Source organism: Pseudomonas palleroniana, from assembly GCF_022836895.1.
Taxonomy (GTDB): domain Bacteria; phylum Pseudomonadota; class Gammaproteobacteria; order Pseudomonadales; family Pseudomonadaceae; genus Aquipseudomonas; species Aquipseudomonas palleroniana.
Genome location: NZ_CP092411.1, coordinates 4893452 through 4914985, shown reverse-complemented (window position 1 = coordinate 4914985; position 21534 = coordinate 4893452). Strand labels below are relative to the sequence as shown.

24 protein-coding genes are annotated in these 21534 nt (G+C 59.2%); 14 read left to right on the top strand and 10 right to left on the bottom strand.

From position 1 onward, the window contains the following. Positions 1-65: 65 nt before the first annotated feature. Positions 66-872: a TatD family hydrolase gene (locus tag MJP36_RS21955; protein ID WP_060753239.1), complete on the bottom strand. Its 807-nt coding sequence runs from the start codon at positions 870-872 to the stop codon at positions 66-68. Between the two features lie 235 nt (positions 873-1107). Between MJP36_RS21955 and MJP36_RS21950 the strand changes: the two genes are divergently transcribed. The 3 genes from MJP36_RS21950 to MJP36_RS21940 all read left to right on the top strand — a co-directional run bounded on the left by MJP36_RS21950 (position 1108) and on the right by MJP36_RS21940 (position 3636). Then, complete coding sequence (locus MJP36_RS21950; RefSeq protein WP_060753240.1) at positions 1108-2529, top strand: MltF family protein; 1422 nt, start codon at positions 1108-1110, stop codon at positions 2527-2529. 103 nt (positions 2530-2632) lie between these two features. Further along, positions 2633-3067: a DoxX family protein gene (locus MJP36_RS21945; RefSeq protein ID WP_060753241.1), complete on the top strand. Its 435-nt coding sequence runs from the start codon at positions 2633-2635 to the stop codon at positions 3065-3067. 260 nt (positions 3068-3327) lie between these two features. Then, positions 3328-3636, top strand: coding sequence for a hypothetical protein (locus MJP36_RS21940; RefSeq protein WP_060753242.1), 309 nt, complete (start codon positions 3328-3330; stop codon positions 3634-3636). 4 nt (positions 3637-3640) lie between these two features. Here MJP36_RS21940 and MJP36_RS21935 read toward each other — a convergent pair whose 3' ends face one another. From MJP36_RS21935 to MJP36_RS21925, 3 genes are read right to left on the bottom strand one after another with little or no spacing between them, the layout of a single operon-like run. Beyond that, positions 3641-5386: a GldG family protein gene (locus tag MJP36_RS21935; RefSeq protein ID WP_244383996.1), complete on the bottom strand. Its 1746-nt coding sequence runs from the start codon at positions 5384-5386 to the stop codon at positions 3641-3643. A 15-nt stretch (positions 5387-5401) separates the two neighbouring features. Then, positions 5402-6127: an ABC-2 transporter permease gene (locus tag MJP36_RS21930; RefSeq protein ID WP_244383995.1), complete on the bottom strand. Its 726-nt coding sequence runs from the start codon at positions 6125-6127 to the stop codon at positions 5402-5404. Then, positions 6124-7050, bottom strand: a complete 927-nt coding sequence (locus MJP36_RS21925) for an ABC transporter ATP-binding protein (protein ID WP_104995888.1) — start codon at positions 7048-7050, stop codon at positions 6124-6126. The genes MJP36_RS21930 and MJP36_RS21925 overlap by 4 nt, the downstream gene beginning before the upstream one ends. Before the next feature lie 226 nt (positions 7051-7276). On the opposite strand from MJP36_RS21925, the gene MJP36_RS21920 reads away from it, so the two are divergent. Together MJP36_RS21920 and greB are read left to right on the top strand one after the other, a co-directional pair. Next, positions 7277-8281 (top strand): hypothetical protein, encoded by a 1005-nt coding sequence (locus tag MJP36_RS21920; RefSeq protein ID WP_244383994.1) that lies wholly within the window; start codon positions 7277-7279, stop codon positions 8279-8281. Positions 8282-8401: 120 nt separating this feature from the next. Next, a complete protein-coding gene (greB, locus tag MJP36_RS21915) occupies positions 8402-8875 on the top strand; it encodes a transcription elongation factor GreB (RefSeq protein WP_060753247.1) in 474 nt (157 codons plus the stop codon). Positions 8876-8919: 44 nt separating this feature from the next. On the opposite strand, the gene MJP36_RS21910 is transcribed toward greB, so the two are convergent. Further along, positions 8920-11430 carry an ABC transporter permease gene (locus MJP36_RS21910; protein WP_244383993.1) on the bottom strand — a complete coding sequence of 837 codons (2511 nt, stop codon included), beginning with the start codon at positions 11428-11430 and terminating at the stop codon, positions 8920-8922. Then, a complete protein-coding gene (locus MJP36_RS21905) occupies positions 11430-12113 on the bottom strand; it encodes an ABC transporter ATP-binding protein (RefSeq protein WP_060753249.1) in 684 nt (227 codons plus the stop codon). The genes MJP36_RS21910 and MJP36_RS21905 overlap by 1 nt, the downstream gene beginning before the upstream one ends. 10 nt (positions 12114-12123) lie before the next feature. Here MJP36_RS21905 and MJP36_RS21900 point away from each other — a divergent pair, with 10 nt between their 5' ends. The 3 genes from MJP36_RS21900 (at position 12124) to MJP36_RS21890 (ending at position 14130) form a co-directional block, all read left to right on the top strand. Next, on the top strand, positions 12124-12729 hold the full coding sequence (locus MJP36_RS21900) for an arylesterase (protein WP_060753250.1): 606 nt from the start codon (positions 12124-12126) through the stop codon (positions 12727-12729). Positions 12730-12787: 58 nt separating this feature from the next. Next, complete coding sequence (locus tag MJP36_RS21895; RefSeq protein WP_060753251.1) at positions 12788-13081, top strand: hypothetical protein; 294 nt, start codon at positions 12788-12790, stop codon at positions 13079-13081. Positions 13082-13161: 80 nt separating this feature from the next. Then, on the top strand, positions 13162-14130 hold the full coding sequence (locus tag MJP36_RS21890; protein WP_060753252.1) for a L,D-transpeptidase family protein: 969 nt from the start codon (positions 13162-13164) through the stop codon (positions 14128-14130). 131 nt (positions 14131-14261) lie between these two features. Here the strand turns inward: MJP36_RS21890 and oprI are convergent, their stop codons facing one another. Continuing rightward, the gene (gene oprI / locus MJP36_RS21885) at positions 14262-14513 is read right to left on the bottom strand and encodes an outer membrane lipoprotei OprI (RefSeq protein ID WP_003172710.1); all 252 of its coding nucleotides are present in this window, start codon (positions 14511-14513) and stop codon (positions 14262-14264) included. Positions 14514-15124: 611 nt separating this feature from the next. On the opposite strand from oprI, the gene MJP36_RS21880 reads away from it, so the two are divergent. Further along, complete coding sequence (locus MJP36_RS21880) at positions 15125-15406, top strand: GNAT family N-acetyltransferase (protein WP_003189869.1); 282 nt, start codon at positions 15125-15127, stop codon at positions 15404-15406. Positions 15407-15471: 65 nt separating this feature from the next. Here the strand turns inward: MJP36_RS21880 and MJP36_RS21875 are convergent, their stop codons facing one another. After that, a complete protein-coding gene (locus MJP36_RS21875) occupies positions 15472-16548 on the bottom strand; it encodes a 3-deoxy-7-phosphoheptulonate synthase (protein ID WP_060753323.1) in 1077 nt (358 codons plus the stop codon). Between the two features lie 130 nt (positions 16549-16678). Further along, entirely contained in the window at positions 16679-17113 is a 435-nt protein-coding gene (locus MJP36_RS21870) for a PilZ domain-containing protein (protein ID WP_060753253.1), read from the bottom strand. Between MJP36_RS21870 and MJP36_RS21865 the strand changes: the two genes are divergently transcribed. The 5 genes from MJP36_RS21865 (at position 17112) to cysB (ending at position 21037) form a co-directional block, all read left to right on the top strand. Further along, entirely contained in the window at positions 17112-17498 is a 387-nt protein-coding gene (locus MJP36_RS21865; RefSeq protein ID WP_090366031.1) for a YbbN family protein, read from the top strand. The genes MJP36_RS21870 and MJP36_RS21865 overlap by 2 nt on opposite strands. After that, complete coding sequence (locus MJP36_RS21860; RefSeq protein WP_244383992.1) at positions 17495-18457, top strand: putative 2-dehydropantoate 2-reductase; 963 nt, start codon at positions 17495-17497, stop codon at positions 18455-18457. The genes MJP36_RS21865 and MJP36_RS21860 overlap by 4 nt, the downstream gene beginning before the upstream one ends. 16 nt (positions 18458-18473) lie before the next feature. After that, positions 18474-19391: a 5'-nucleotidase gene (locus tag MJP36_RS21855; protein WP_060753256.1), complete on the top strand. Its 918-nt coding sequence runs from the start codon at positions 18474-18476 to the stop codon at positions 19389-19391. A gap of 66 nt (positions 19392-19457) precedes the next feature. Further along, positions 19458-19958 (top strand): universal stress protein, encoded by a 501-nt coding sequence (locus MJP36_RS21850; RefSeq protein ID WP_060753257.1) that lies wholly within the window; start codon positions 19458-19460, stop codon positions 19956-19958. A 104-nt stretch (positions 19959-20062) separates the two neighbouring features. Next, entirely contained in the window at positions 20063-21037 is a 975-nt protein-coding gene (gene cysB / locus MJP36_RS21845; protein WP_060753258.1) for an HTH-type transcriptional regulator CysB, read from the top strand. Positions 21038-21042: 5 nt separating this feature from the next. Here the strand turns inward: cysB and MJP36_RS21840 are convergent, their stop codons facing one another. After that, on the bottom strand, positions 21043-21525 hold the full coding sequence (locus MJP36_RS21840; protein WP_090372223.1) for a GreA/GreB family elongation factor: 483 nt from the start codon (positions 21523-21525) through the stop codon (positions 21043-21045). Positions 21526-21534: the final 9 nt, after the last annotated feature.

Below are 21534 nucleotides of genomic sequence, written 5' to 3'. Positions count from 1 at the left end.
TATTGTGCCGCTATTCAGAAATCCGGTTTTGACATGGGTCAATGCACCGCATCGACACGGTTGTCTCAACCCAGGCAGGGCAGCCCAAAAAACGCACGGGCACAGGCTGTGCTGTGTTCGGCCAGATCTTCCGGGGTTTCGCTGCGGTGCAGGGCAACCTCATGCAGCACCTGCGGCAAATAGGCCGGTTCATTGCGACCATTTTTCGGCTTTGGTCGCAGGGTGCGCGGCAGCAGGTAGGGCGCGTCACTTTCCAGCATCAGGCGCCCGCGCGGGATTTCCCTGACCAGTGGATGCAGATGTGTCCCACGGCGTTCGTCGCAGATCCAGCCGGTGATGCCGATATGCAGGTCAAGGTCGAGGTAGCTGAAGAGCGCCTGCTGCTCGCCGGTGAAGCAATGCACCACGGCGGCGGTCAGGTGGTCGCGGTAATCCTTGAGGATCTCCAGCAGGCGCTGGTTGGCATCGCGTTCGTGGAGAAACACCGGCAGTTTCAACTCGACCGCCAGGGCCAGGTGCTCTTCGAGGACTTTTTCCTGCTGAGGGCGCGGGGAAAAGTCCCGGTTGAAATCCAGCCCGCATTCGCCCACGGCACGTACCCGGCCTTCGCTGAGCAAGCCGCGTAAACGCTGGGCGCTGTCGCCGTTCCAGTCGCTGGCGGAGTGCGGATGGATGCCCGCCGTGCTGAACAGGTGCTGGCCGCTGTCGTCGAGTTTTACGCACAGTTCCAAGGCTTGTTCGCTGCCGTCGACACTGGTACCGGTCAGCACCAATTGTTGTACGCCGGCGGCATAGGCGCGATCGAGAACGGCTTGATGCCTCTCGTCGAAACTGGGGTTGGTCAGGTTGACGCCGATATCAATGAGTTGCATGGTGCTATCTCCGCCTGCGGCCGGAAAGCATATCAGAGCTGTAGATTTATAAGAAAACGAAGAACTACAACGAGTTAAAGCTGTCTTTGAACGTCGCAAGTGACATTGTGGTGGGCCGAATGCCTGCCTCCCTGCCACCGTTGCGCGCCTTGCCAGCGCTTTAAGCGCTCTGTTTCTGACCTCCAGTGCCTCGTCTTTCACGAGGGCGCTGGCCAGTATTCTTTCCGGAGAGCGGATGATCCGACCCTCGGCGTTGCTCATGTTGTGCTTGACGTTGCTGCTGCCGATGACGGCGGCAGCGCGTCTGGACGGCCCGGTGGAAGTGACCAAGCCCGGCAAGGTGCGAGACCTGGCGCAGATTCGTTCCAGCCGCACCCTGCGCGTGCTGGTCAATCAGAGCCGCAACAGCTCGGGCGAAATTCAGGGCCAGGCGATCGGTGTCGAGTACCACCGCCTGCGCGCCTTTGAGCAGTACCTGAACGGCCACGCCCGTGACGGTGAAGAAATCAGCCTCAAGATCATTCCCAAGGCCAAGGACCAGTTGCTCGGTGCGTTGGCCCGTGGCGAAGGTGACCTGGTCGCCCCCGGCGAGCTGTTGGATGTAAAGGCCGCGCACAAGCTCAGCACCAGCGATCCGATCGTCAGCAATGTGCCGTTATGGCTGGTGGGAGTGAAAGGTGAGCGCCGGTTTACCAGGCTTGAACAATTATCGGGGCGAACATTGTCGCTGACCACCGGCAGTGCCGCGGCGGATGCCATCAGCCAGGTCAATCAGAAGCTTGCGCTGCACAAGCAACCACCGATAAAGGTGGAGTGGGTCGATCCGACATTGGCGGTAGAAGATGTGCTGGAGATGGTCCAGGCCGGGATCTTCCATTTGACCATCGTTGAGAAACCCATCGCCGAACGCTGGTCGAAAATCCTGCCCAAGCTTCGTTTTGACAAGCAGGTCGTGATCAGCGAGCCGGGTGACGAATATTGGTTCGTGCGCCAGGATGCTTCGATGCTGCGGGCCAGCATCGATCGGTTCCTCAAGGTTTATCGCACCCCGTCCGATCAGGATGTGGCCTTTCAACGGATCTACCGACGCCTCTATCAGGTGCGCAACCCACTGGCTCGCGCCGACCGCCAGCGCCTGGAGAAGCTGCGCCCGGTCCTGCAAAAACATGCCCGGGAGCAGGGCATTGACTGGTTGAACCTGGCCGCGCTGGCGTTCAAGGAGTCCGCACTGGACCCCGGTGCGCGCAACAGCGGTGGCCCGACGGGCTTGATGCAGATCACCCCTTCAGCGGCCCAGCGGGTCGGGGTGAATAGTATCGAGAGCCTTGATAGCAATGTGCAGGCGGGCGCGCGCTACTTGTCGATGATCCGTCGGAAGTTCTTCGCCAGCCCCAAGCTTAACGAAAGAGAGCGCATGGCCTTTGTATTGGCGGCTTACAACATGGGCCCGGAGCGCGTACAGGGCATGCGGGCGGAGGCGCGACGGCGTGGGCTGAATCCGAACCAGTGGTTCTTCCAGGTTGAACGCATTGCCATGGAGCAGGTGGGGATGGGTGGCGTCAGCTATGTTAATAGCGTGAACAAGTATTACCTGGCGTTCAATCGGGAGCGGGAGTCCCTGGAGCCGGCAGGGCCAAAGATCGCCTCACGCAAATAATCGATTTATTCGATGTCTATTAGGCATTTTTTCGGCTTTTAACATTGCCTAATTTGATTAATATAGCGGCCAACCACCTCCTACTTAGAAAAGGATTACCCCGATGAGCCCACTGATCAAAAGCATTCTGTCCACCCGCGCCGGTTATGGCCTGACCATCCTGCGCATCTTTGTCGGCATTATCTTCGCCGCCCACGGCTCACAGAAACTCTTCGGCTGGTTTGGCGGTTATGGCCTGGCCGGCACGGCACAGTGGATGGAAAGCATCGGCCTGGCACCCGGCACCCTGATGGCCGTGTTGTCGGGCGGTACCGAGTTCTTTGCCGGCCTGGCGCTGATCATCGGCTTGTTGGCACGCCCTGCGGCATTGGGTTTGACCATTCTTACACTGGTGGCGATTTTCTCGGTGCATATCCACAACGGTCTGTTCATGGCCAACAACGGTTATGAGTTCGCATTGGCCTTGCTGGGCGGTACGCTGGCCGTGTTGCTGGAAGGCGCCGGCAAACTGTCGGCCGATGGCGCCATCAGCCGCTGACCCTCGGTTAACGTCCCCCAAAAGCCCGCCACGTGCGGGCTTTTTCGTTGTCCGGGATTCTTGACACTGGCCTATCGGCTTCTCTAGGATGCTGCTCATGCGCCGATTTAAACAGCTAATTGCGGGGCGCCACCGGGACTCGATGCAGCCCGACAGAAGACGGTTCTGCCCTGCAGAGCACACTTCGAAATACCGCTAAAGCGCTGGTTCGGTGTTGCCTCTCACCTGCCCGCAGACTTTTGAGGCAGAGACACGACACGATGAATGCACTACGCCCCCTTATTCGACTCGCCCCGATCACTGCGGGCCTGACTCAACGCAATCCAAAGATCCTGCTTGGCGGCAAGCACCAGCCGACGCTGCTGCGTTATCTGGATGGCTGGCCTCGTCGTACTGGGCGGCCTTCGGCGTTTCTGATCCAGTTCGTTGAAGACGGTGATTCCCTGGCGCGTTTTGCCAGCAACAGTTTCGACCTCGCGGTGATACAGGCGCCCAGTGCCGGCAATGCCGATGACGTGATCCGCCACCTCACGCGTATTGCCCGACAGGGCCTGATCACCCGCCGCTGAGAGCTCAGTGACCGGCCGCTGAAGAGCGCGCCCGACGCCGACGCAACCAAAAAGCCAGCATCCAGGCGATCAGGCATAACAGCAGCGGCACCGTCGCGATCAGCAGCAGCTTCAGGCCGTCTTCGAAGCGCTGCACGGGCGCGTAAGCCTTGACCCTCAGCGCGTTGAGTTCCATGGGCAGTCGCAGGCGCTCCTTGTTGAGCGCTTGCAACTGGGTATTGGCTGCCACTGCCTGGGTACCCACACTCGCAGCCTGTGGGTTCAAGCGTTGCCACTCTTGTTCCGTGTGCTCAAGTCGTCGTTCCAGCTCTCCCGCGCTTTCCCGATAAGCCTGCGCCGCGGTCTCACGCATGTGTTCGAGCGTATGCAGGGGCCGGCTGTGCGTGGCGCGTGGTCGAATGGCCGCAAGCGCCGGTGATGCCGCCAGGTTATCCAAGGTGTTCAAGACAAATTGCACGTTGCTGTTGGGGGCCGAGCGGATGACCGCGTCTGCGAGCATATCCGTGTCGGCGACCACCACGACCTGGATCTGTGAGGCTTTCTGCACGCCGGGCGGCTTTCCATTCAGTCCCTCGGGAAACACCGAGTAGGCGGGGCCCTCAAGGCGAGCCGCAATGACGTGGGCCTGCCTGGGCGCAGCGGCGTTATCGGCGAGTGAATCGAACGTCGTCGCGAAAGCAAATTGCCTTGCGTCGAGCAGTACCGATTGCCGGGAGCTTTGCAGCAGGGGCGTGAAGGTCATACGGCTTTTGCGGGTGCGGGAAAGTGCGCCGCTGCTCGACACGATCATTGAGCTCAGTTTCCAGCTGCTTATATCGTTGGCGGTCATGGCCTGTCGTGGCAGGTTCAGCCTGGCCGGGTGCAAAACCATCGGCTTTCCGGGGCCCTGGGTGGCCGATGAGGCGTAGAGGTTATCGACCAACAGCTTGTCCGTCGGCATCTGCACACTCCAGGCCGCAAGCAGTTCCTCCAGCTTGGAGTCTGTCGAGACGGAGCCCGTGGCCATCTCGCTCACCGGGTCGATGAAGATCATCAGCCTGGCACCCTTTAATACGTGCTGTTCAATCGCATACAAGGCTTGCTCGGGCAGGGTGCGCGGATGGATGACCATCAACGTCCCGATCGATGCCGGTACCTGGGCGATGTTGGCGCTCAGTTCAACCAGGTTGAAATGCCCGCGCATCTGCGCCAACAGTTCTCCCGCAGCAGCATTGGACGCGAGCCCCGACAGCACGCCGACAGTCGGACGTTCAGGCTGCATCAAGGCATGGATCAGTCGGCTGATTTCATACTCAAGCAAGGGCGCCTGGTCTGGGCTGAAAGCTTCGATGCGCTGTGCACTTTGGCCGGTGCGTGTGCCGATGAGGCCCATGAAACCTTGCGTATTATCCAGTCCGAATAAACTGGCCTTGTAGGCTTCCTCGGAAAATGGAGCCGGGTCGATAACATGCAGGTTGATCATGCCCCTGGCTGCTTTTTCAAACTCCCTGAGTAAATCTTCCACCCGTTGACCGTAGCGCTTTAATGCGTGGGGTTTCTTGGGATCATTGATTGAGTTGAAGTAATACAAATCCAGCGGGCCTTCGAGAGTTGTAAGAAAGTTTCGCGCGGCCTGCGATAAACTATGATTTTTCTCTTGTGAAAAATCCCAGCGAATGTCAGGTGTTTTTTTTATCCAGACCAGATTGAATGCGAGAAAAAGTAGCGACATGACGATGAGTGTCATGCCTGTACGAAAAGCGGATCGCATCAGGGACTTTCCTTCTCAGCGGTTTTTATAGTTGAGTGTGACAGTCGTCGCTGAAAGAAAAACAAGGATGATACTGATGAAGTAAAACACGTCGTGAAGGGTCAGTTTTCCGCTGTCCATCGTGTTGAAACGTAAAATAGGATTGAGCGATATCAAACTGTCGACCACCCATATTGGGGCCTGATGTTCCAGCGCATCGAGTATGGAGGACAGGCCGCTGATGGTTAGTAGCAGACCCAGTGTCAACAGGAAAATCACAATGCGTTGGTGAGTCAGTACACAGACAAAGCAACCGACCGCTAGGTAACTCCCCGCCAGTAACCAGCTGGCGATGAATTGTGAGGCGATAACGCCGTTGTCGGCGGTGCCAAGATAGTGAGTGGCGATCACTATTGGAAAGTTTAAAAGCAGGGCAATGCTGCACACGGCCCAAGCCGCCATGAACTTTCCGATAACGCGTTCCGTCGAGGTGACAGGTAAGGTTTTCATCATGTTCGAAAAGCTTGCGTTATGTTCATCTGACCATAACTGCGTCGATAAAGTGGGAATCAGCAGAAGATAGAGCCAGGGGTGAAACTCGAAGAAGGCTTGCAAGTCGCCGCTGTTTCGCTCCAGCCACTGCTGGGTGTGCAACCCCAGCGTGGCACAGAGCGCCAGGAACACCGCTACGCTCAGATAAGTGCTGGGTGAAGAGGCATAACTGGCGAGTTGGCGTTTGAAAATGACGGTTAGCAGTTTCAAGGGGATACCTCTTGGCTGAGATGGTGAACAACGTCGTTCAAGCGTCCTGGCTCCAGGTGCATTGACGTGACGTTCCAGCCGCGGTGGGTGATGAGCGCGTTGATGGAGGGGAAAATGGCGTGGCCAGGCATGGCCAGAACCGTCACAGTGCCCGGTGTATGCCGGTCTTCTTCAATGCCTGCGACGCCGGGTAAGACGGCGAGCGCCAGTAAATCCAGTGGTGTATCGGCGGCCAGGGTTACAGCTTGGTAATGTCTGGAGCTGCGTTGCAGGTCCACCAGAGAGGTATCGGCCTTCAGGCGCCCCCCCGCGATAACCAGCGCCCGGGTGCAAAGATCAGACAGCGCGTCGCAATGACGGGAGGCGATGATGAGGGTCATTTCTTCGCTCAAGGACTGGATAAGTGTCCTGAGCTTGAGCCACTGATCAGGGCCAAGTCCTTCCAAGGGCTCGTCCAGTAAAAGCAACTTGGGCGAATGCACGATGGCTTGGGCAATTGCAACTTTGCGCTGTATGCCAAGGGAGAGCGTATCCATCGGGCAGTTGAATACGGATGACAGTTCCAGGCGCATAACGACTTGATCAACTCTTTTGCGTTTTTCGGCACCATGCAATCCCCTGACGGCGGCAACAAAGTTCAGCAGGCTTTTGACGGACATCACATCGTGACTGAGGCCTTCATGAAGTTGATAGCCCACTGCGTTCCTTGTTTGAATGGGATGGGTCTGGGTGCTCATTCCCTGAATATTGATTTTCCCGGAAGTTGGCTTGATCGCACCCGAGATCAAGTTCAATAAGGTTGTCTTGCCGGAACCCCGCTCACCAAATAGACCTATGCATTCTCGGCGCTGGGTGCAGAATGAAAAGTCGGTAATGATGTTTTTTCTGCCAAGTTGTTTCGTCAGGTTGCTTATCTCGATCATGGGTTTACCGAATAAGTTTGGCAGGGGCGGGTGGCCGTTGAGGGCATTAAAAAGGGTACGTTCATTAGTTGTGCTTGGGAACGCGTGATCTGATTAATAAGACAAGTCCTACGCTCAGTTTGATTACTCACTGAAACAATTGTTTTGTTTTGAGGGCTTGTTAATGGTCGGATGTTTATCTGATGTTTATATAAAGTTTTCTTTTTTGTGATGAGGTCTGACTGTCATGATGCTTCTACGTACCCTTGTTCTTGAACGCAGTGGTGAAGAGGCGCCCGTCAACGGTGCACTGCTCTGTGGGTTTGCTGTCGCGCAGATCGACTCGAACTTTCTTGTATATAGCCTGGATGAAGAGGCTGAACCCGGTCACTCGCGGGTTTATATCGCGGCATTGCGTAAAAAACTCGAGCGCTATTTCCTCGGGGCCGTGGACTCCAAGGAAGACCTGCAAGTGGCGATGCAGGTCTTCAAGCAGATCCTCATGAGCGCCTCTGGCGCAAAGACAAGTGGCCCTGGCGAGCCCCAGACGCCTTTTCATTTTGTGGATTTGAAAGGTTGCAGGTTGCCGCCTGCCAGGCCCGAAGATCATCACTCGGTGATTATCAAGAAGGCGTTGGTGATGAAGGTGATCACCCTGGGCATGTCAGCGCCCGCATTGCCCGCGATAGAAAGCACGACGGTCATCGTGCCGAGCATTCGCTTTTCGTCCCAAATGGTGGCACCGCCGAAGGACGTGAGCCATCCGAAGGCCGCTACTCAGTCGGCGGATCAATACACTGTCGAGGAGCCTTCGCATTCGGTGAGCGCGTTACCCAACGCATCCGTGCCCGCGGGGCTGAGTACACTGCCGGTTGAGCCTGAATCGAGCGAGGTTGCGCCCGCGAAACTGCCGGCTCACCAGGAGCACGCCACCTTGCTTGAGGTGGACAGCACACTGGCTAATCTTGCCCGGGTCGCCCAGGAGCTGGCGCAAAAAAAGCATGCGGCCATCGAGCGAGAGGAGATGCTTGAACAGTGGCAAGTTCGCCTGCACCAGCAGCAAAGCCAGCTGGATGAGAAAAGCCGCGAGGTCGAGCAGCGTCACAGGCAACTGCAGGACGAGCTGCTCGGGGCCGGCCAAAAAACCGAAAAATTGACGCTGATGATGTCGCAGCTGTCAGCCATGCGGCAGCACCTGCACAGCACGCTGCTTGAGCTGGACCGGGTCCTGGAGGCGCCTGAGATGAATTGATCTGCCTGCCGGTCTGGCTACTTTGCAGGGTTCATTTATCATCAGCTCCAGCCGGCCGGCGCCAGGGCATGAGGCCGTGGCGTATCGGCACCATTGGACATTACCTGGGGATGCAAGGGTTTGAGTACCAAGCTGATTACCAAAGAAGGTCATGATGCGCTGAAAAAAGAGCTGGATTACCTGTGGCGTGAGAAGCGCCCTGATACCACGCGCAAAGTGACATGGGCCGCTTCCCTGGGAGACCGCAGCGAAAACGCGGACTACCAGTACAACAAGAAGCTGCTGCGTGAAATCGACCGGCGGGTGCGTTATCTGCGCAAACGCCTGGAAGACATGCGCGTGGTGGAGTACCGGCCCGAGCAAGAGGGGAAAGTATTCTTCGGTGCCTGGGTGGAGATCGAAAACGAACAGGGTGACACCAAGCGCTTTCGCATCGTGGGTTATGACGAGATCTACGACCGCATGGATTACATCTCCATTGACTCACCCATGGCGCGTGCGCTGCTGCGCAAGGAAGTGGACGATGAGGCGATTGTGCAGACCCCAAACGGGGAAGTGTGCTGGTGGATCACGCACATCGAGTATGAGAAGTAGGCAATGACGGCCTGCGCCCGGGCAGGGTGCAGGCCGTCGGCGTTTCAGCCTTCGCGCAGTACTGTCAGCGGGCTGGCATTCAACGCACGGCGCGTGCCGAAGACCCCGGCGCCACCAATCAGTAGGGCACCTATCACCGGCAATAGCAGCAGCCACGGGTGAGGGTGCCAGGCCAGGTCAAACGCGTAGCGATACAGCACCCAGGTCACCAGCTCTGTGCCGAGTGCGGCCAGCAGGCCACTGACTGCACCCAGCAAGCCGAACTCAATGCGTCGCGCTTTGACCAGCAACTTGCGTTCGGCGCCCAAGGCACGCAACAGCGCGCCTTGGCGAATTCGCTCATCCAGGGTGGCCTGCAAACCGGAGAACAGCACGGCCATTCCTGCCGCCAACACAAACAGCAGCACATACTCCACCGCCAGGGTGACTTGGGCGAGGATGCTGCGCAACTGTTCCAGAAGTGCCTCGACCTGCAGGATGGTAACGGCCGGGAAGGCCCTGGACAGATCGACGATCTGTTGGTCGTGGCCCGGCGCGAGATAGAAGCTGGTCAGGTAGGTGGCGGGCAGATCCTTCAATGTGCCCGGCTGGAAAATCATGAAGAAGTTGGGTTGGAAATTATCCCAATTGATCGTACGCAGGCTGGTCACGCGGGCTTCGCGATTCTCGCCACCGACTGTGAACACCAGATGATCGTCGAGCTTGAGCTTCAGGCTTTCGGCAACCTTGGCTTCTACCGACACCCCAGGAACGCTATCGCTCGGCTGCGGCGACCACCAGGAGCCGGCGCTCAGGACGTTGCCCGGTGGCAAGTCGGCGGCCCAGGTCAGGCTCAGGTCGCGCTGCACGGCACGGTCGCCGCTGGAGTCCTTGCTGACCACTTCCTGCACCGCAACGCCATTGATGCTGATCAACCGGCCCGGCACGACCGGATACAGCGGTGCGGATTGGGCTTGCACCTGCAGCAGGCGTGCGCCAAAAGCGTCTTTGTCGGCCGGCAGGATGTTCAGTGCGAAATAGTTGGGGGCATCCTTGGGCAACTGGTTCTGCCAGGTATCGAGCAATTCGCCGCGCAGCAGGGCGATCAACCCCATGGATAACAGGATCAAGCCAAAGGCCAGGGACTGGCCTGCCGCCGCCAACGGATGACGCAGCAATTGTCCCAGGCCCAGGCGCCAGGGCAGGGATGCACGGGCCAACAATCGCCGCAGGCTTTGCAGCAGCAATAGAAGCAGGCCGCCGAGGATCAGCGCCGCCACCACGCCACCGCCCAGCAGCGCGAAAGTCAGTACCAGGTCGAGGCTCAGGCGCCACATGATCAACCCGAGGGCGAACAATGCGGCGCCGTAGACCATCCAGGTGCTGGAGGGGATAGGCAACAGGTCACGCCGCAATACTCGCAGCGGTGGAACACGGCCCAGGGCAGCCAGCGGCGGCAGGGCGAAGCCGGCAAGGGCAACCAGCCCGGTGCCAATCCCCGCGACCGCAGGTAACAACCCGCCCGGCGGCACGTCCGCCGGCAGCAGGTCGTGCAGGAAATAGAACAGCCCAAACTGCGCCAGCCAGCCGAGCAGGGCGCCGGTCAGGCTTGCCAGCAGTCCCAATACGCTCAGTTGCAGGCTGAACAGCAACATCGCTTCGCGCCGTGACAACCCCAGGCAACGCAACAGCGCGCTGGCATCGAAGCGTCGGCTGGCAAAACGATTGGCCGACAACGCCACCGCTACCCCGGCCAGCAGCACTGCCACCAGGCTGGCCATGTTCAGGTAGCGCTCGGCCTTGCCCAGCGCACCGCCGATTTGCTGATTGCCGTCGCGTGAGTCCTGCAGGCGCTGGTTGGCGGCGAGGCCGGGTTTGACCAGGTCACGATAGGTTTGCAGCGCCGTACTGCCTTGGGGCGCCCGCCACAGTTCGCGGTAGCTGACGCGGCTGCCGGGCTGGACCACACCGGTCGCCTCCAGGTCGGCCAGGTTGATCATCACCCGGGGCGTGAGGCTGTAGAAGTTGCCGGCACGGTCGGGCTCATAGGTCAGTATGCGTGTCAGGTGCAGGGTCTTCATGCCGACATCGATGCTGTCGCCAACCTTCAGGTCCAGCGCTGTCAGCAGCCGTGCCTCTACCCAGGCCTCTCCGGGCTTGGGGCCGCCTCCTGCTGTTTCGACCCCGAAGGGCTGCGCGGCACTTTTAAGCTCGCCGCGCAGCGGGTATTGCTCGTTGACCGCTTTGATGCTGGAGAGTTGGATACCGTTATCCGTGGCGATAACACTGGAGAACTCTACGATGCGTGCGTGATCCAGGCCCAGTTCGGTCCCGGTTTGGATCTGCTCGGGGCGAGCCGGCGAACTGCCTTCGAGCACCAGGTCGGCACCGAGAAATTCAGTGGCGCGCAACAGCATGGCGCCGTTGAGGCGCGCGCCGAAGTAGCCGATGGCAGTGCTGGCAGCAACAGCCACCAGCAGGGCGAAGAACAGCACACGCAATTCGCCGGCGCGGGCATCGCGCAGCAATTGACGCATGGCAAGGCTGAACAGACGCAATAGCGGCAAACGTGCCATCAAGGCTCCAGGGGCGCGACCATCAGGCCGGCTTCAAGGCGGATCAAACGCCGGCAACGATGAGCCAGGCGCTCATCGTGGGTGACCAGCACCAGGGTCGTGCCGCTCTCCTTGTTGAGTTCGAACAGCAAATCACTGATGCGCTCGCCGGTGTGACTGTCGAGGTTGCCGGTGGGCTCGTCGGCAAACAGCACGTCGGGTTCTGCCGCAAAGGCGCGAGCGATCGCCACCCGTTGCTGTTCGCCGCCGGAAAGCTGGCGCGGTGAGTGGGTCAGGCGCTGGCCCAGGCCAACGCGCTCCAGCAGGTGCCGGGCGCGCTCGCGGGCGTCCTGGCGGCCGTCCAGCTCCAGCGGCAGCATGACGTTTTCCAGTGCATTGAGGCTGTCGAGCAGTTGGAAAGACTGGAATACAAAACCCACATGCTCGGCACGGATGCGCGCGCGCTGGTCTTCATCCAGGGTGCTCAGGGCTTGACCGGCAAGAGTGACTTCGCCACTGCTGGGCAGGTCGAGGCCGGCCAGCAGGCCCAGGAGAGTGGATTTGCCGGAGCCGGAACTGCCGACGATAGCCAGGCTATCGCCTTTGTTCAGTTCCAGGCTCAGTTGGTGCAGGATAGTCAGTTCACCTTCCGCGCTGGGAACCACTTTGCTAAGGTTTCGCGCGGTGAGAATGCTTGCGCCCATGGAGAATCCGATGCGAATGTGGTTTTTGAGTGCTGGCCTGGCCTTGATGTGCATGGCCCAGAACGCAGCGGCGGGTACAGTCCTGATCGTTGGCGATAGTATCAGTGCCGGTTTCGGCCTGGATACCCGCAAAGGGTGGGTCGCGCTGCTGGAGCAACGGCTCAAGCAAGAAGGTTTCGACGATAAAGTAGTCAATGCATCCATCAGCGGCGACACCAGCGCCGGAGGCCTGGCGCGGCTGCCGGCGGCGCTTGCAGAGCATAAGCCGGATGTCGTGGTTATCGAGCTAGGCGGCAATGACGGCTTGCGTGGCCAGCCTCCAGCGCAATTGAAACAAAATCTTGCATCGATGATCGACCAATCCAAAGCCGGTGGTGCCAAGGTGCTGCTGTTGGGGATGCAACTACCGCCCAATTACGGCCCGCGTTACACCACTGCATTCGCTGAGGTGTACGGCGTATTGGCCAAAGAGAAAAACGTGCCGTTGGTGCCGTTTTTTCTTGACGGCGTGGGCGGGCATCCGGAGTTGATGCAGGCGGATCAAGTGCACCCGGCAGTCGGTGCCCAGGGTAAATTGCTGGAAAATGTCTGGCCGACGCTAAAACCGCTGTTATGACGCTTTTCTAGCGGCAGGCTTTCGGCTAATGTGGCGCCCCCCTGATTTGGAGCCCTTGATGTCGCGTCCTGCCTGGTCCCTGTTTAACTACCAACTGATCGAGCCGGACGAGCAGCTGGACCTGTTCGCCTGCCAGGAAGTCAGGGTGCATTTGGTGGCGCGTCAGCTGGAGTTGGGCGGCTCGATCGACCGTACGCTGTGCGGCACTTTGTTGCCCGCGCAACCTCGTTGGTCATCGGTGGACCGCTCGCTTTTTCAGGATCAGCGGCTTTGCCCCTTGTGTCGCGCCATTCTCGAATCGCAAAAGCGCGGCACGCCGCCGATCTGGCCGGAGCTGCGCTTCGAGCTGTAGCGGGGCGATGGATGCTTGACGCTCGCTTCACGTATACAATCAGTTTTTTCCTACCCGTCGTTCTGCGAAGGATTTCCCGGATGTTGTCGCGCCTTTCCGTCGTCACCTGCTGCCTGTCTCTCGCTGCTCTCTGTGCGGCCGGCCCGTCGGCAGCCTTGCAGTTGCCCTTGCCACCACCAGGTGAGGACATTGTTGGTCAGGTCCAGGTGATCAAGGCCAAATACGAAGATACCTTTGCTGACCTTGGCACTACCTACGACCTGGGCTATTCGGAAATGGTCGCGGCCAACCCGGGCGTGGATGCCTGGTTGCCTGGCGCGGGCACCGAGATTGTGCTGCCGACGCGGTTCATCCTGCCGCCTGGCCCTCGCGAAGGCATCGTGATCAACCTGGCGGAATACCGGCTCTACTACTTCCCCAAAGGGCAGAACGTGGTCTACACCTTCCCCTTGGGGATTGGCCGTGAAGGCTGGGGCTCGCCGATCGCCCATACCAGCATCATCGCCAAGACGCCGAACCCGACGTGGACACCGCCTGCCTCGATCAAGGCTGAACACGCCGCCAATGGTGACCCGCTGCCCAATGTGGTGCCCGCCGGTCCGGACAACCCGCTGGGGCCGTTCAAGTTCACCCTGGGCACGCCGGGTTATCTGATCCACGGCTCCAACATGAAATTTGGTATCGGCACGCGTACAAGCCACGGTTGCTTCCGCATGTTCAACAACAACGTGTTGGAAATGGCCAGCATGGTGCCGGTGGGCACCTCGGTACGCATCATCAACGATGCCTACAAGTTCGGCAGCAGCGGCGGCAAGGTCTACCTTGAAGCGCACACGCCGCTGAACGACGATGGCACGCCATCAGTGGTCGACAAGCACACTGCGGTCATCAATGCCTTGCTCAAGCGCGAAGACTTGGCCAACAACCTGCGGGTCAACTGGGATCAGGTGCGCGATGTGGTCGCCGCCGAAGATGGCCTGCCGACTGAAATCGGCGTACCTGGGGCCGCCCCGGTCGCTTCCAGCGCGCCGGTTGATTTGCAGCAGTAAGCCTCTGGACAAGCCCGCCATGGCCTTGGGTCGTGGCGGGTTTTTTATTGCCGCAGGTTTTGGGCTGAATCCCAGGCAATAAAAAAGCCGACCCAAGAATGGATCGGCTTGATAACAACCCCGAAGGATTATTACTTGCGGCTTGCTTTTTCAAGCATGCGCAGAGCGCGCTCGTTAGCTTCGTCAGCAGTCTGTTGTGCTTTTTGAGCAGCAGCCAGAGCTTCATCAGCTTTACGGTAGGCTTCGTCTGCACGAGCCTGGGAGCGAGCTGCTGCGTCTTCAGTAGCAGTCAGACGAGCTTCGGTTTCTTTGGAGACGCTGCTGCAACCGGTAGCCAGAACTGCGGCCAGAGCCAGAGCAGAGAATTTCAGAACGTTGTTCATCGTGTTCCCCTTCAAGGACTTTCTATTAAATGGCTACTTTCTCAGAGTGAGCTGATAGCCGGCGTACATACTACCCATTACTTGTAGTAAGTAAACTGACGTAGCGCAAGAAGCAAAAAAAAATCTTGAGCTGCATCTATTTTGGCTAATCTTTTTGACATCTGCATAAAAACTATCCAATTCTCTCCATCGCGATGGAGATTGGATCCAGGCTGAAAGCTACAGCCCGCATGTGTTAAGCCAAGTGAACAGGTGTGAATATATATATACAGGGTGACACTTTTGTACAGGTTGCCTTTAACCCGCCTCACATCTTTTGCGCATGTAGAGGTGACTTTAAGAGCGCCTGTTCGTCTCAAGCTTCAACTGCCGGCAATGTTCAGGCTTTCGATCATTGGTTGATCGAGGCCCTTTCTATATCCACCAGCAGCAAGGGATGACGTGTGCGCTTGAGCAATTGCCGCAATGGTGCCTACTATCTCCCTACGTGCTGGTTGTGAGCGCTATGGGTTTCTCGTTGTCGAAACCGGCACGGGGTGGCGTAGATGTTCCTTCGCCGGAAAAACATCGGTAAGGTAGGGGTCGCAATTGCAGACCCGCGAGGAGTAGTGATGAGCGAGGCGTTGTCCATCCACCATGACCAGGCTGGTCATCAGTTCGAGACCAATGTGGACGGTCATCGTGCCTATCTGACCTACATGGACCTCGGAAAGCAGACCCTGGATATCTATCGCACCTTCGTGCCCAACGCATTGCGCGGCCGTGGCATCGCTGCCGCGTTGACCGAAGAGGCGCTGAAGTTCGCCGAAGAGGCCGGCTACACGGTGATCCCTTCGTGCTCTTACGTAGAGCGCTACATGGAGCGCCACCAGCGCCATGCCGCGAAGCTGTGAACCCTAAAACCGCACCATGAAAAACGCCGGGCTCAGCCCGGCGTTTTTGTGTGCGTCATGCAGTGTCAGGTGCGTTTGCGTTTAGGCAATACGTCCTTGAGCTTGGCGTGCATGCTGCGCAAGGTGGTCTCGGTAGCGGACCAGTCGATGCAGGCATCGGTGATCGACACGCCGTACTGCAGGTCGGCGAGGTCTTTTGGAATCGCCTGGCAACCCCAGTTCAGGTGACTTTCGACCATCAGGCCGATGATCGACTGGTTGCCTTCAAGGATCTGGTTGGCGACGTTTTCCATCACCAGCGGTTGCAGCGCCGGGTCCTTGTTGGAGTTGGCGTGGCTGCAGTCGACCATGATGTTCGGCTTGATCTTGGCCTTGTTCAGCGCCTGTTCGCACAGCGCGACGCTGACCGAATCATAGTTGGGCTTGCCGTTGCCGCCGCGCAATACCACGTGACCGTAGGCGTTGCCCTTGGTGGTCACGATGGACACGCCGCCTTCCTGGTTGATGCCCAGGAAACGGTGGGGGCTGGAGACCGACTGCAGCGCGTTGATCGCGACCGTCAGGCCGCCGTCGGTGCCGTTCTTGAAGCCTACGGCCGAGGACAGGCCGGACGCCATTTCGCGGTGGGTCTGGGACTCGGTGGTACGTGCGCCGATGGCCGACCAACTGATCAGGTCCTGCAAGTATTGCGGCGAGATCGGGTCGAGGGCTTCGGTGGCGGTGGGCAGGCCCATCTCAGCCAGGTCCAGCAGCAACTGGCGACCGATGTGCAAGCCGTCCTGGATCTTGAACGAGTCATCCAGGTAAGGATCGTTGATCAAGCCCTTCCAGCCGACTGTAGTGCGCGGCTTCTCGAAATAGACCCGCATCACCAGATACAGGGTATCGGACACTTCGGCCGCCAGCACCTTGAGGCGCTCGGCGTACTCGTGGGCAGCCTTGAGGTCGTGGATCGAGCAAGGGCCGATCACCACGAACAGGCGGTGGTCGGTACCGTCGAGAATGTCACGGATGACTTCGCGGCCCTTGGTGACGGTCTGCAAGGCAGCGTCGCTCAGGGGGATTTCGCGTTTGAGCTGATCGGGCGTGATCAGGGTCTCGTTGGATTCGACGTTAAGGTCGTTGATCGGTAAATCAGCCATCGTGTTACTCGTCAGGGTCACGGTGCCGGCCGCCAGCCATCCCCGTGCGGCGGAGCACAGCATGATTTGAATGCAGGGGGAAGGAACCTTAGCGCGTATCACCGGCCCGCGACAATGGGCAAACTCCGCTTTAATCCAGCACAGGCTGCACAAAAGCCTCATGGGAGAATTCGACGGCATGGCGCGCAACCCACTCGTGGGCCATGGCTTCGTGCTGCGCAGGTGTCGGCTCGGCGTCTTCGTGCAAGCGGCAGTAGCGCTCGATCTGGCACACTTGTTCGCCCATCCGCGCACCGAACAAGGCGTGCTCATCGGTAAACGAGATACCGATACGGTAGCCCTTTTCGACTTTGCGGCACCACGCCACGTAGCCTGGATAGCGGGCGCTCGCGCCCAGCGACGGGATCCACAGATCCACCGCCGTGCCCTGGCGCCAGGCACGCGGATAATTGCACGCGACACCGCCCAGGCCGATAGTGTGCAGGCGTTGGCGGGGCATGGTGGGAGAGGGACGTTGGATCAACTCGACAGCGACATCATCAGGGTGAGGTAAAAAACGACCCATGTACACGGACTCCGAGCGCCGTCCCGTTGACGGCAGTGGCAGCAGTATAGTGAAGGAACTGGAATTGACCGACCTGGATATTGACCAGCAATTGCTGGGGTTGCCAGGTATTTCATTGGTGGTGTTCACCAGCGTCGGTTGTTCCAGCTGCCGCTTCGCACGTCAGCAGTTGCCCGGCTGGCACTTGCCGGTGGATCGCGTGTGCTGGGTGGATGCCGGGCACAACGGCGGGGCCGTCGAGCGCTACCAGATCTTTCATTTGCCCGCGTTATTCGTGGTGTGCGAGGGTCAGTTCCTGGGGCAGATACAGACGCGTCTTACGCGTGATGCCGTTGGCGATGCAGTAAAACAAGCCCTTACCCGTACTCCAGAGGATTTGCCATGACCGCAGTTGCACAGCCTTCCCCCCGCATTGGCATCATTGGTACCGGCGCCATCGGTGGCTTTTACGGCCTGATGCTGGCGCGCGCCGGCTTCGATGTGCACTTCTTGTTGCGCAGTGAATACGCCGCCGTCAGCGAGCATGGCTTGCACCTCAACAGCAAGGTGCATGGCAAATTGCATCTGTCTGCGGTCCATGCCTACGCCCGCGCTGCCGATATGCCTGCGTGCGATTGGTTGCTGGTGGGGACCAAGTCCACCGGCAATGTGGACTTGGCACCTACGCTCGCCCAGGTTGCGGCGCCGGATGCCAGGATTGTGCTGCTGCAAAATGGTCTCGATGTCGAAGACAGTCTGCGCGAGCACCTGCCGCCGTCGCTGCACCTGCTTGGCGGCCTGTGCTACATCGGCGTACATCGCTCCGGCCCTGGTGTCGTCGAGCATCAGGCATTGGGCCGGGTCAACCTGGGTTATCACAGTGGCGGTGCCGCCGACGATGAAGCCGGCCGGAAGGCCATCGTCGAAGAGGGCGCCGCGCTGTTTCATAAGGCCGGCATCGAGTCCCAGGCCATGGCCGACGTGCACCAGGCGCGCTGGCATAAGCTGGTATGGAACGTTCCCTATAACGGCCTTTCCGTGTTGTTGGGCACCGGCACCACGGCGTTGATGGCGGATCAATCCAGCCGCGAATTGATCCAGGCGTTGATGGCCGAAGTGGTACAGGGTGCCCGTGCTTGCGGGCATGACATTGCGGCGAGTTACGCCGACCAGATGTTTGCGATGACCGAAACCATGGATGACTATCTGCCCAGCATGTACCACGACCATGTGCACAAGCGCCCGCTGGAACTGGCGGCGATCTACGCCCGGCCGCTGGCGGCGGCAAAGGCCGCCGGCTGCGAGTTGCCACGAATCCAGGCGTTGTATCAAGCCTTGAGTTTTATCGATCGGCACAATCGCTGATTCGGGGGGAAACACCATGGCAAAAGGATTGGGCGACAAACTGGTGCTGGCGATTTCTTCACGGGCGCTGTTCGACCTGAGTGACAGCCACAAGGTCTACCTCGCCGAAGGCGTGGAGGCTTACCGCAAGTATCAAATCGAGCACGAGGAAGAAACCCTTGAACCCGGCGATGCCTTCCCGCTGGTCAAAAAGCTGCTGAGCCTCAATGCCAGCCTGGGCCGTGCGCGGGTCGAGGTGGTGCTGGTGTCGCGCAACAGTGCTGACACCGGCCTGCGCGTATTCAACTCTATCCAGCATTACGGCTTGGATATTTCCCGCGCCGCTTTCGTAGGTGGACGTAGTCCGTATCCCTACTTGGCTGCCTTTGGTTGCCATCTGTTTCTTTCCACCCATGCCGACGATGTACGCAGTGCCCTCGACGCCGGGTTTGCGGCGGCGACCATTCTGTCGGGCGGCGCGCGTCGAGCGTCGAGCGAGGAATTGCGCATCGCATTCGACGGTGATGCCGTGCTGTTCTCCGACGAGTCCGAGCGTGTGTACCAGGCTGGCGGCTTGGCAGCGTTTCAGGCCAACGAGCGGGAGTCGGCGCGCCAGCCTTTGCACGGAGGTCCGTTCAAAGGTTTCCTGGCGGCTCTCAATTTATTGCAACGCGAGTTTGTCGACGAGGCGTGCCCGATCCGCACCGCGCTGGTCACGGCACGCTCGGCGCCTTCCCATGAGCGGGTGATCCGCACGTTGCGCGAGTGGGACATTCGCCTCGACGAGTCATTGTTCCTAGGCGGCCTGGATAAGTCCGCATTTCTGGAGGCTTTCGCCGCCGATGTGTTTTTCGATGACCAGGCCGGTCACTGTGAGAGGGCCAGGGAGGTCGTCGCCACCGGGCACGTGCCCCATGGCATCAGCAATGAGTTGAAAATCCAGACCGAGAGCTGAGCCGAACTGCCCCGGGCGCTGCTAAGCTCATTCAATCTCCGCCATCCTGGCTGCCCAGGAGGTTCTATGATTCGTTCGATGCTGTACGCCACGGACCTCGGTCTCTATGCGCCTTATGTGATGCAACATGCGCTGGCACTGGCCCGAACGTTCAATGCCGATCTGCATGTGGTTCACGTGGTCGAACCCATGGGGCTGTTCGCCGAATCGGTGTTGCAGAGCTACCTTGATGAGCGGGCGTTGAGTGAGTGGCAGCGTCAGGGAGTGAACACGGTCATGGCGACGATCGAGCAACGGGTGCTGGACAGTTTTCGTGAGGAGTTGGGGGAAGGGGAGCAAGACCTGAAATTGATTCAATCGGTTCGAGTGATTCAGGGGGATCCTTGCGAAGTGATTCTCGACCAGTTGCGTAAACTTTCCGTTGATCTGTTGATCGTAGGGAGTCACAGCGATGCAACCGCAGCGGCCACACCCCTTGGGCGAACCGCCGCAAGGGTGCTGCAGTTGTCGACAGTGCCGGTTTACCTGGTGCCATCGTTGCAGCGTCGCCGCAACGATGATATTTGATCGTTAAAGAATGATAAAAAGTTCTAGATTTATCGATCTGTCCTTTAATATAGTTATATACCGTCGCTGATACCCGTGGCGTCTATCTGCTTTGAGGGATACATATGAAGCTTCAACAACTGCGCTACATCTGGGAAGTGGCGCACCACGACCTCAACGTTTCCGCTACTGCTCAAAGCCTCTACACCTCGCAACCCGGTATCAGCAAGCAGATCCGCCTGCTCGAAGACGAGCTGGGCGTCGAAGTGTTCGCGCGCAGCGGCAAACATCTGACCCGCGTGACTCCGGCTGGTGAACGCATCATCACCACCGCCGGCGAGATCTTGCGCAAGGTCGAAAGCATCAAGCAGATTGCCCAGGAATTCTCCAACGAGAAGAAAGGCACCCTGTCGATCGCCACTACCCACACCCAGGCGCGGTACGCACTGCCGCCGGTGATCCGCGATTTCATCAAGCAATACCCCGATGTCGCCCTGCACATGCACCAGGGGTCGCCGATGCAGATCGCCGAAATGGCGGCTGATGGCACCGTTGATTTCGCTATCGCCACCGAAGCCCTGGAGCTGTTCGGTGACCTGGTGATGATGCCTTGCTACCGCTGGAACCGCTGCGTGGTCGTGCCTCAGGGCCACCCGCTGGCCAAGCTGCCGAAGCTGACCCTGGAAGCCCTGGCCGAATACCCGATCGTCACCTACGTGTTTGGTTTTACCGGCCGCTCCAAGCTCGACGAAGCCTTCAGCCACCGTGGCCTTACGCCCAAAGTGGTGTTCACCGCGGCCGACGCCGACGTGATCAAGACCTATGTACGCCTGGGCCTGGGCGTGGGCATCGTCGCCAAGATGGCGGTCGATACCAGCCTCGACAAGGACCTGGTGGTTCTCGATGCCAGCGAGTTGTTCGAGTCCAGCGTGACCAAGATCGGCTTCCGTCGTGGCACGTTCCTGCGTGGCTTCATGTGCGACTTCATCGAGAAGTTCGCGCCGCACCTGACTCGCGAGGTCATGGCCAAGGCGATCCAGTGCCACAACAAGCAAGAACTGGAAGAACTGTTCGAGGGCGTGGAGTTACCGGTTCACTGAGACCGTCATTTGGCCTCGGTAACCGTAAAGTGTTGCCGAGCGCCCGCCACCAGAATCTCCACCTCATCCCCTTCGAACTTGCCCAGCAGGCTTTTGCCCAAGGGCGATCGCGGGGTGATGACGGTCACCGGCTGCCCCACCACATCCACCTTCAAGCCTGCCCCATCCGGTGCCAGGAACAGCCATTGCTGGCGGCCATTCTCGTCTTCCAGGCCTAATAAGGCGCCGATTTCAATGCCACGCTGATCGTCATAGGCCCGCAGTGGCAGGTTCTGGCACAGCGACAGCGCTTGCTTGATTTCCTCGACGCGCCTGGCCTGGCCGGTTGCCAGGTAGGAGGCCTCCAGCCCAAGGGTGTCGTATTTGTTTTCTGCGATGTTTTCTTCGTGGGTCGCAGTTTCGTAGGCGGTCTGCGCGGCGCGCTGGGCAATGTCGAGGTCGACGCTGAGTTTTTCCAGGATCAACGAGTGGACGGCATGTTTATTCATGGGCAGTGG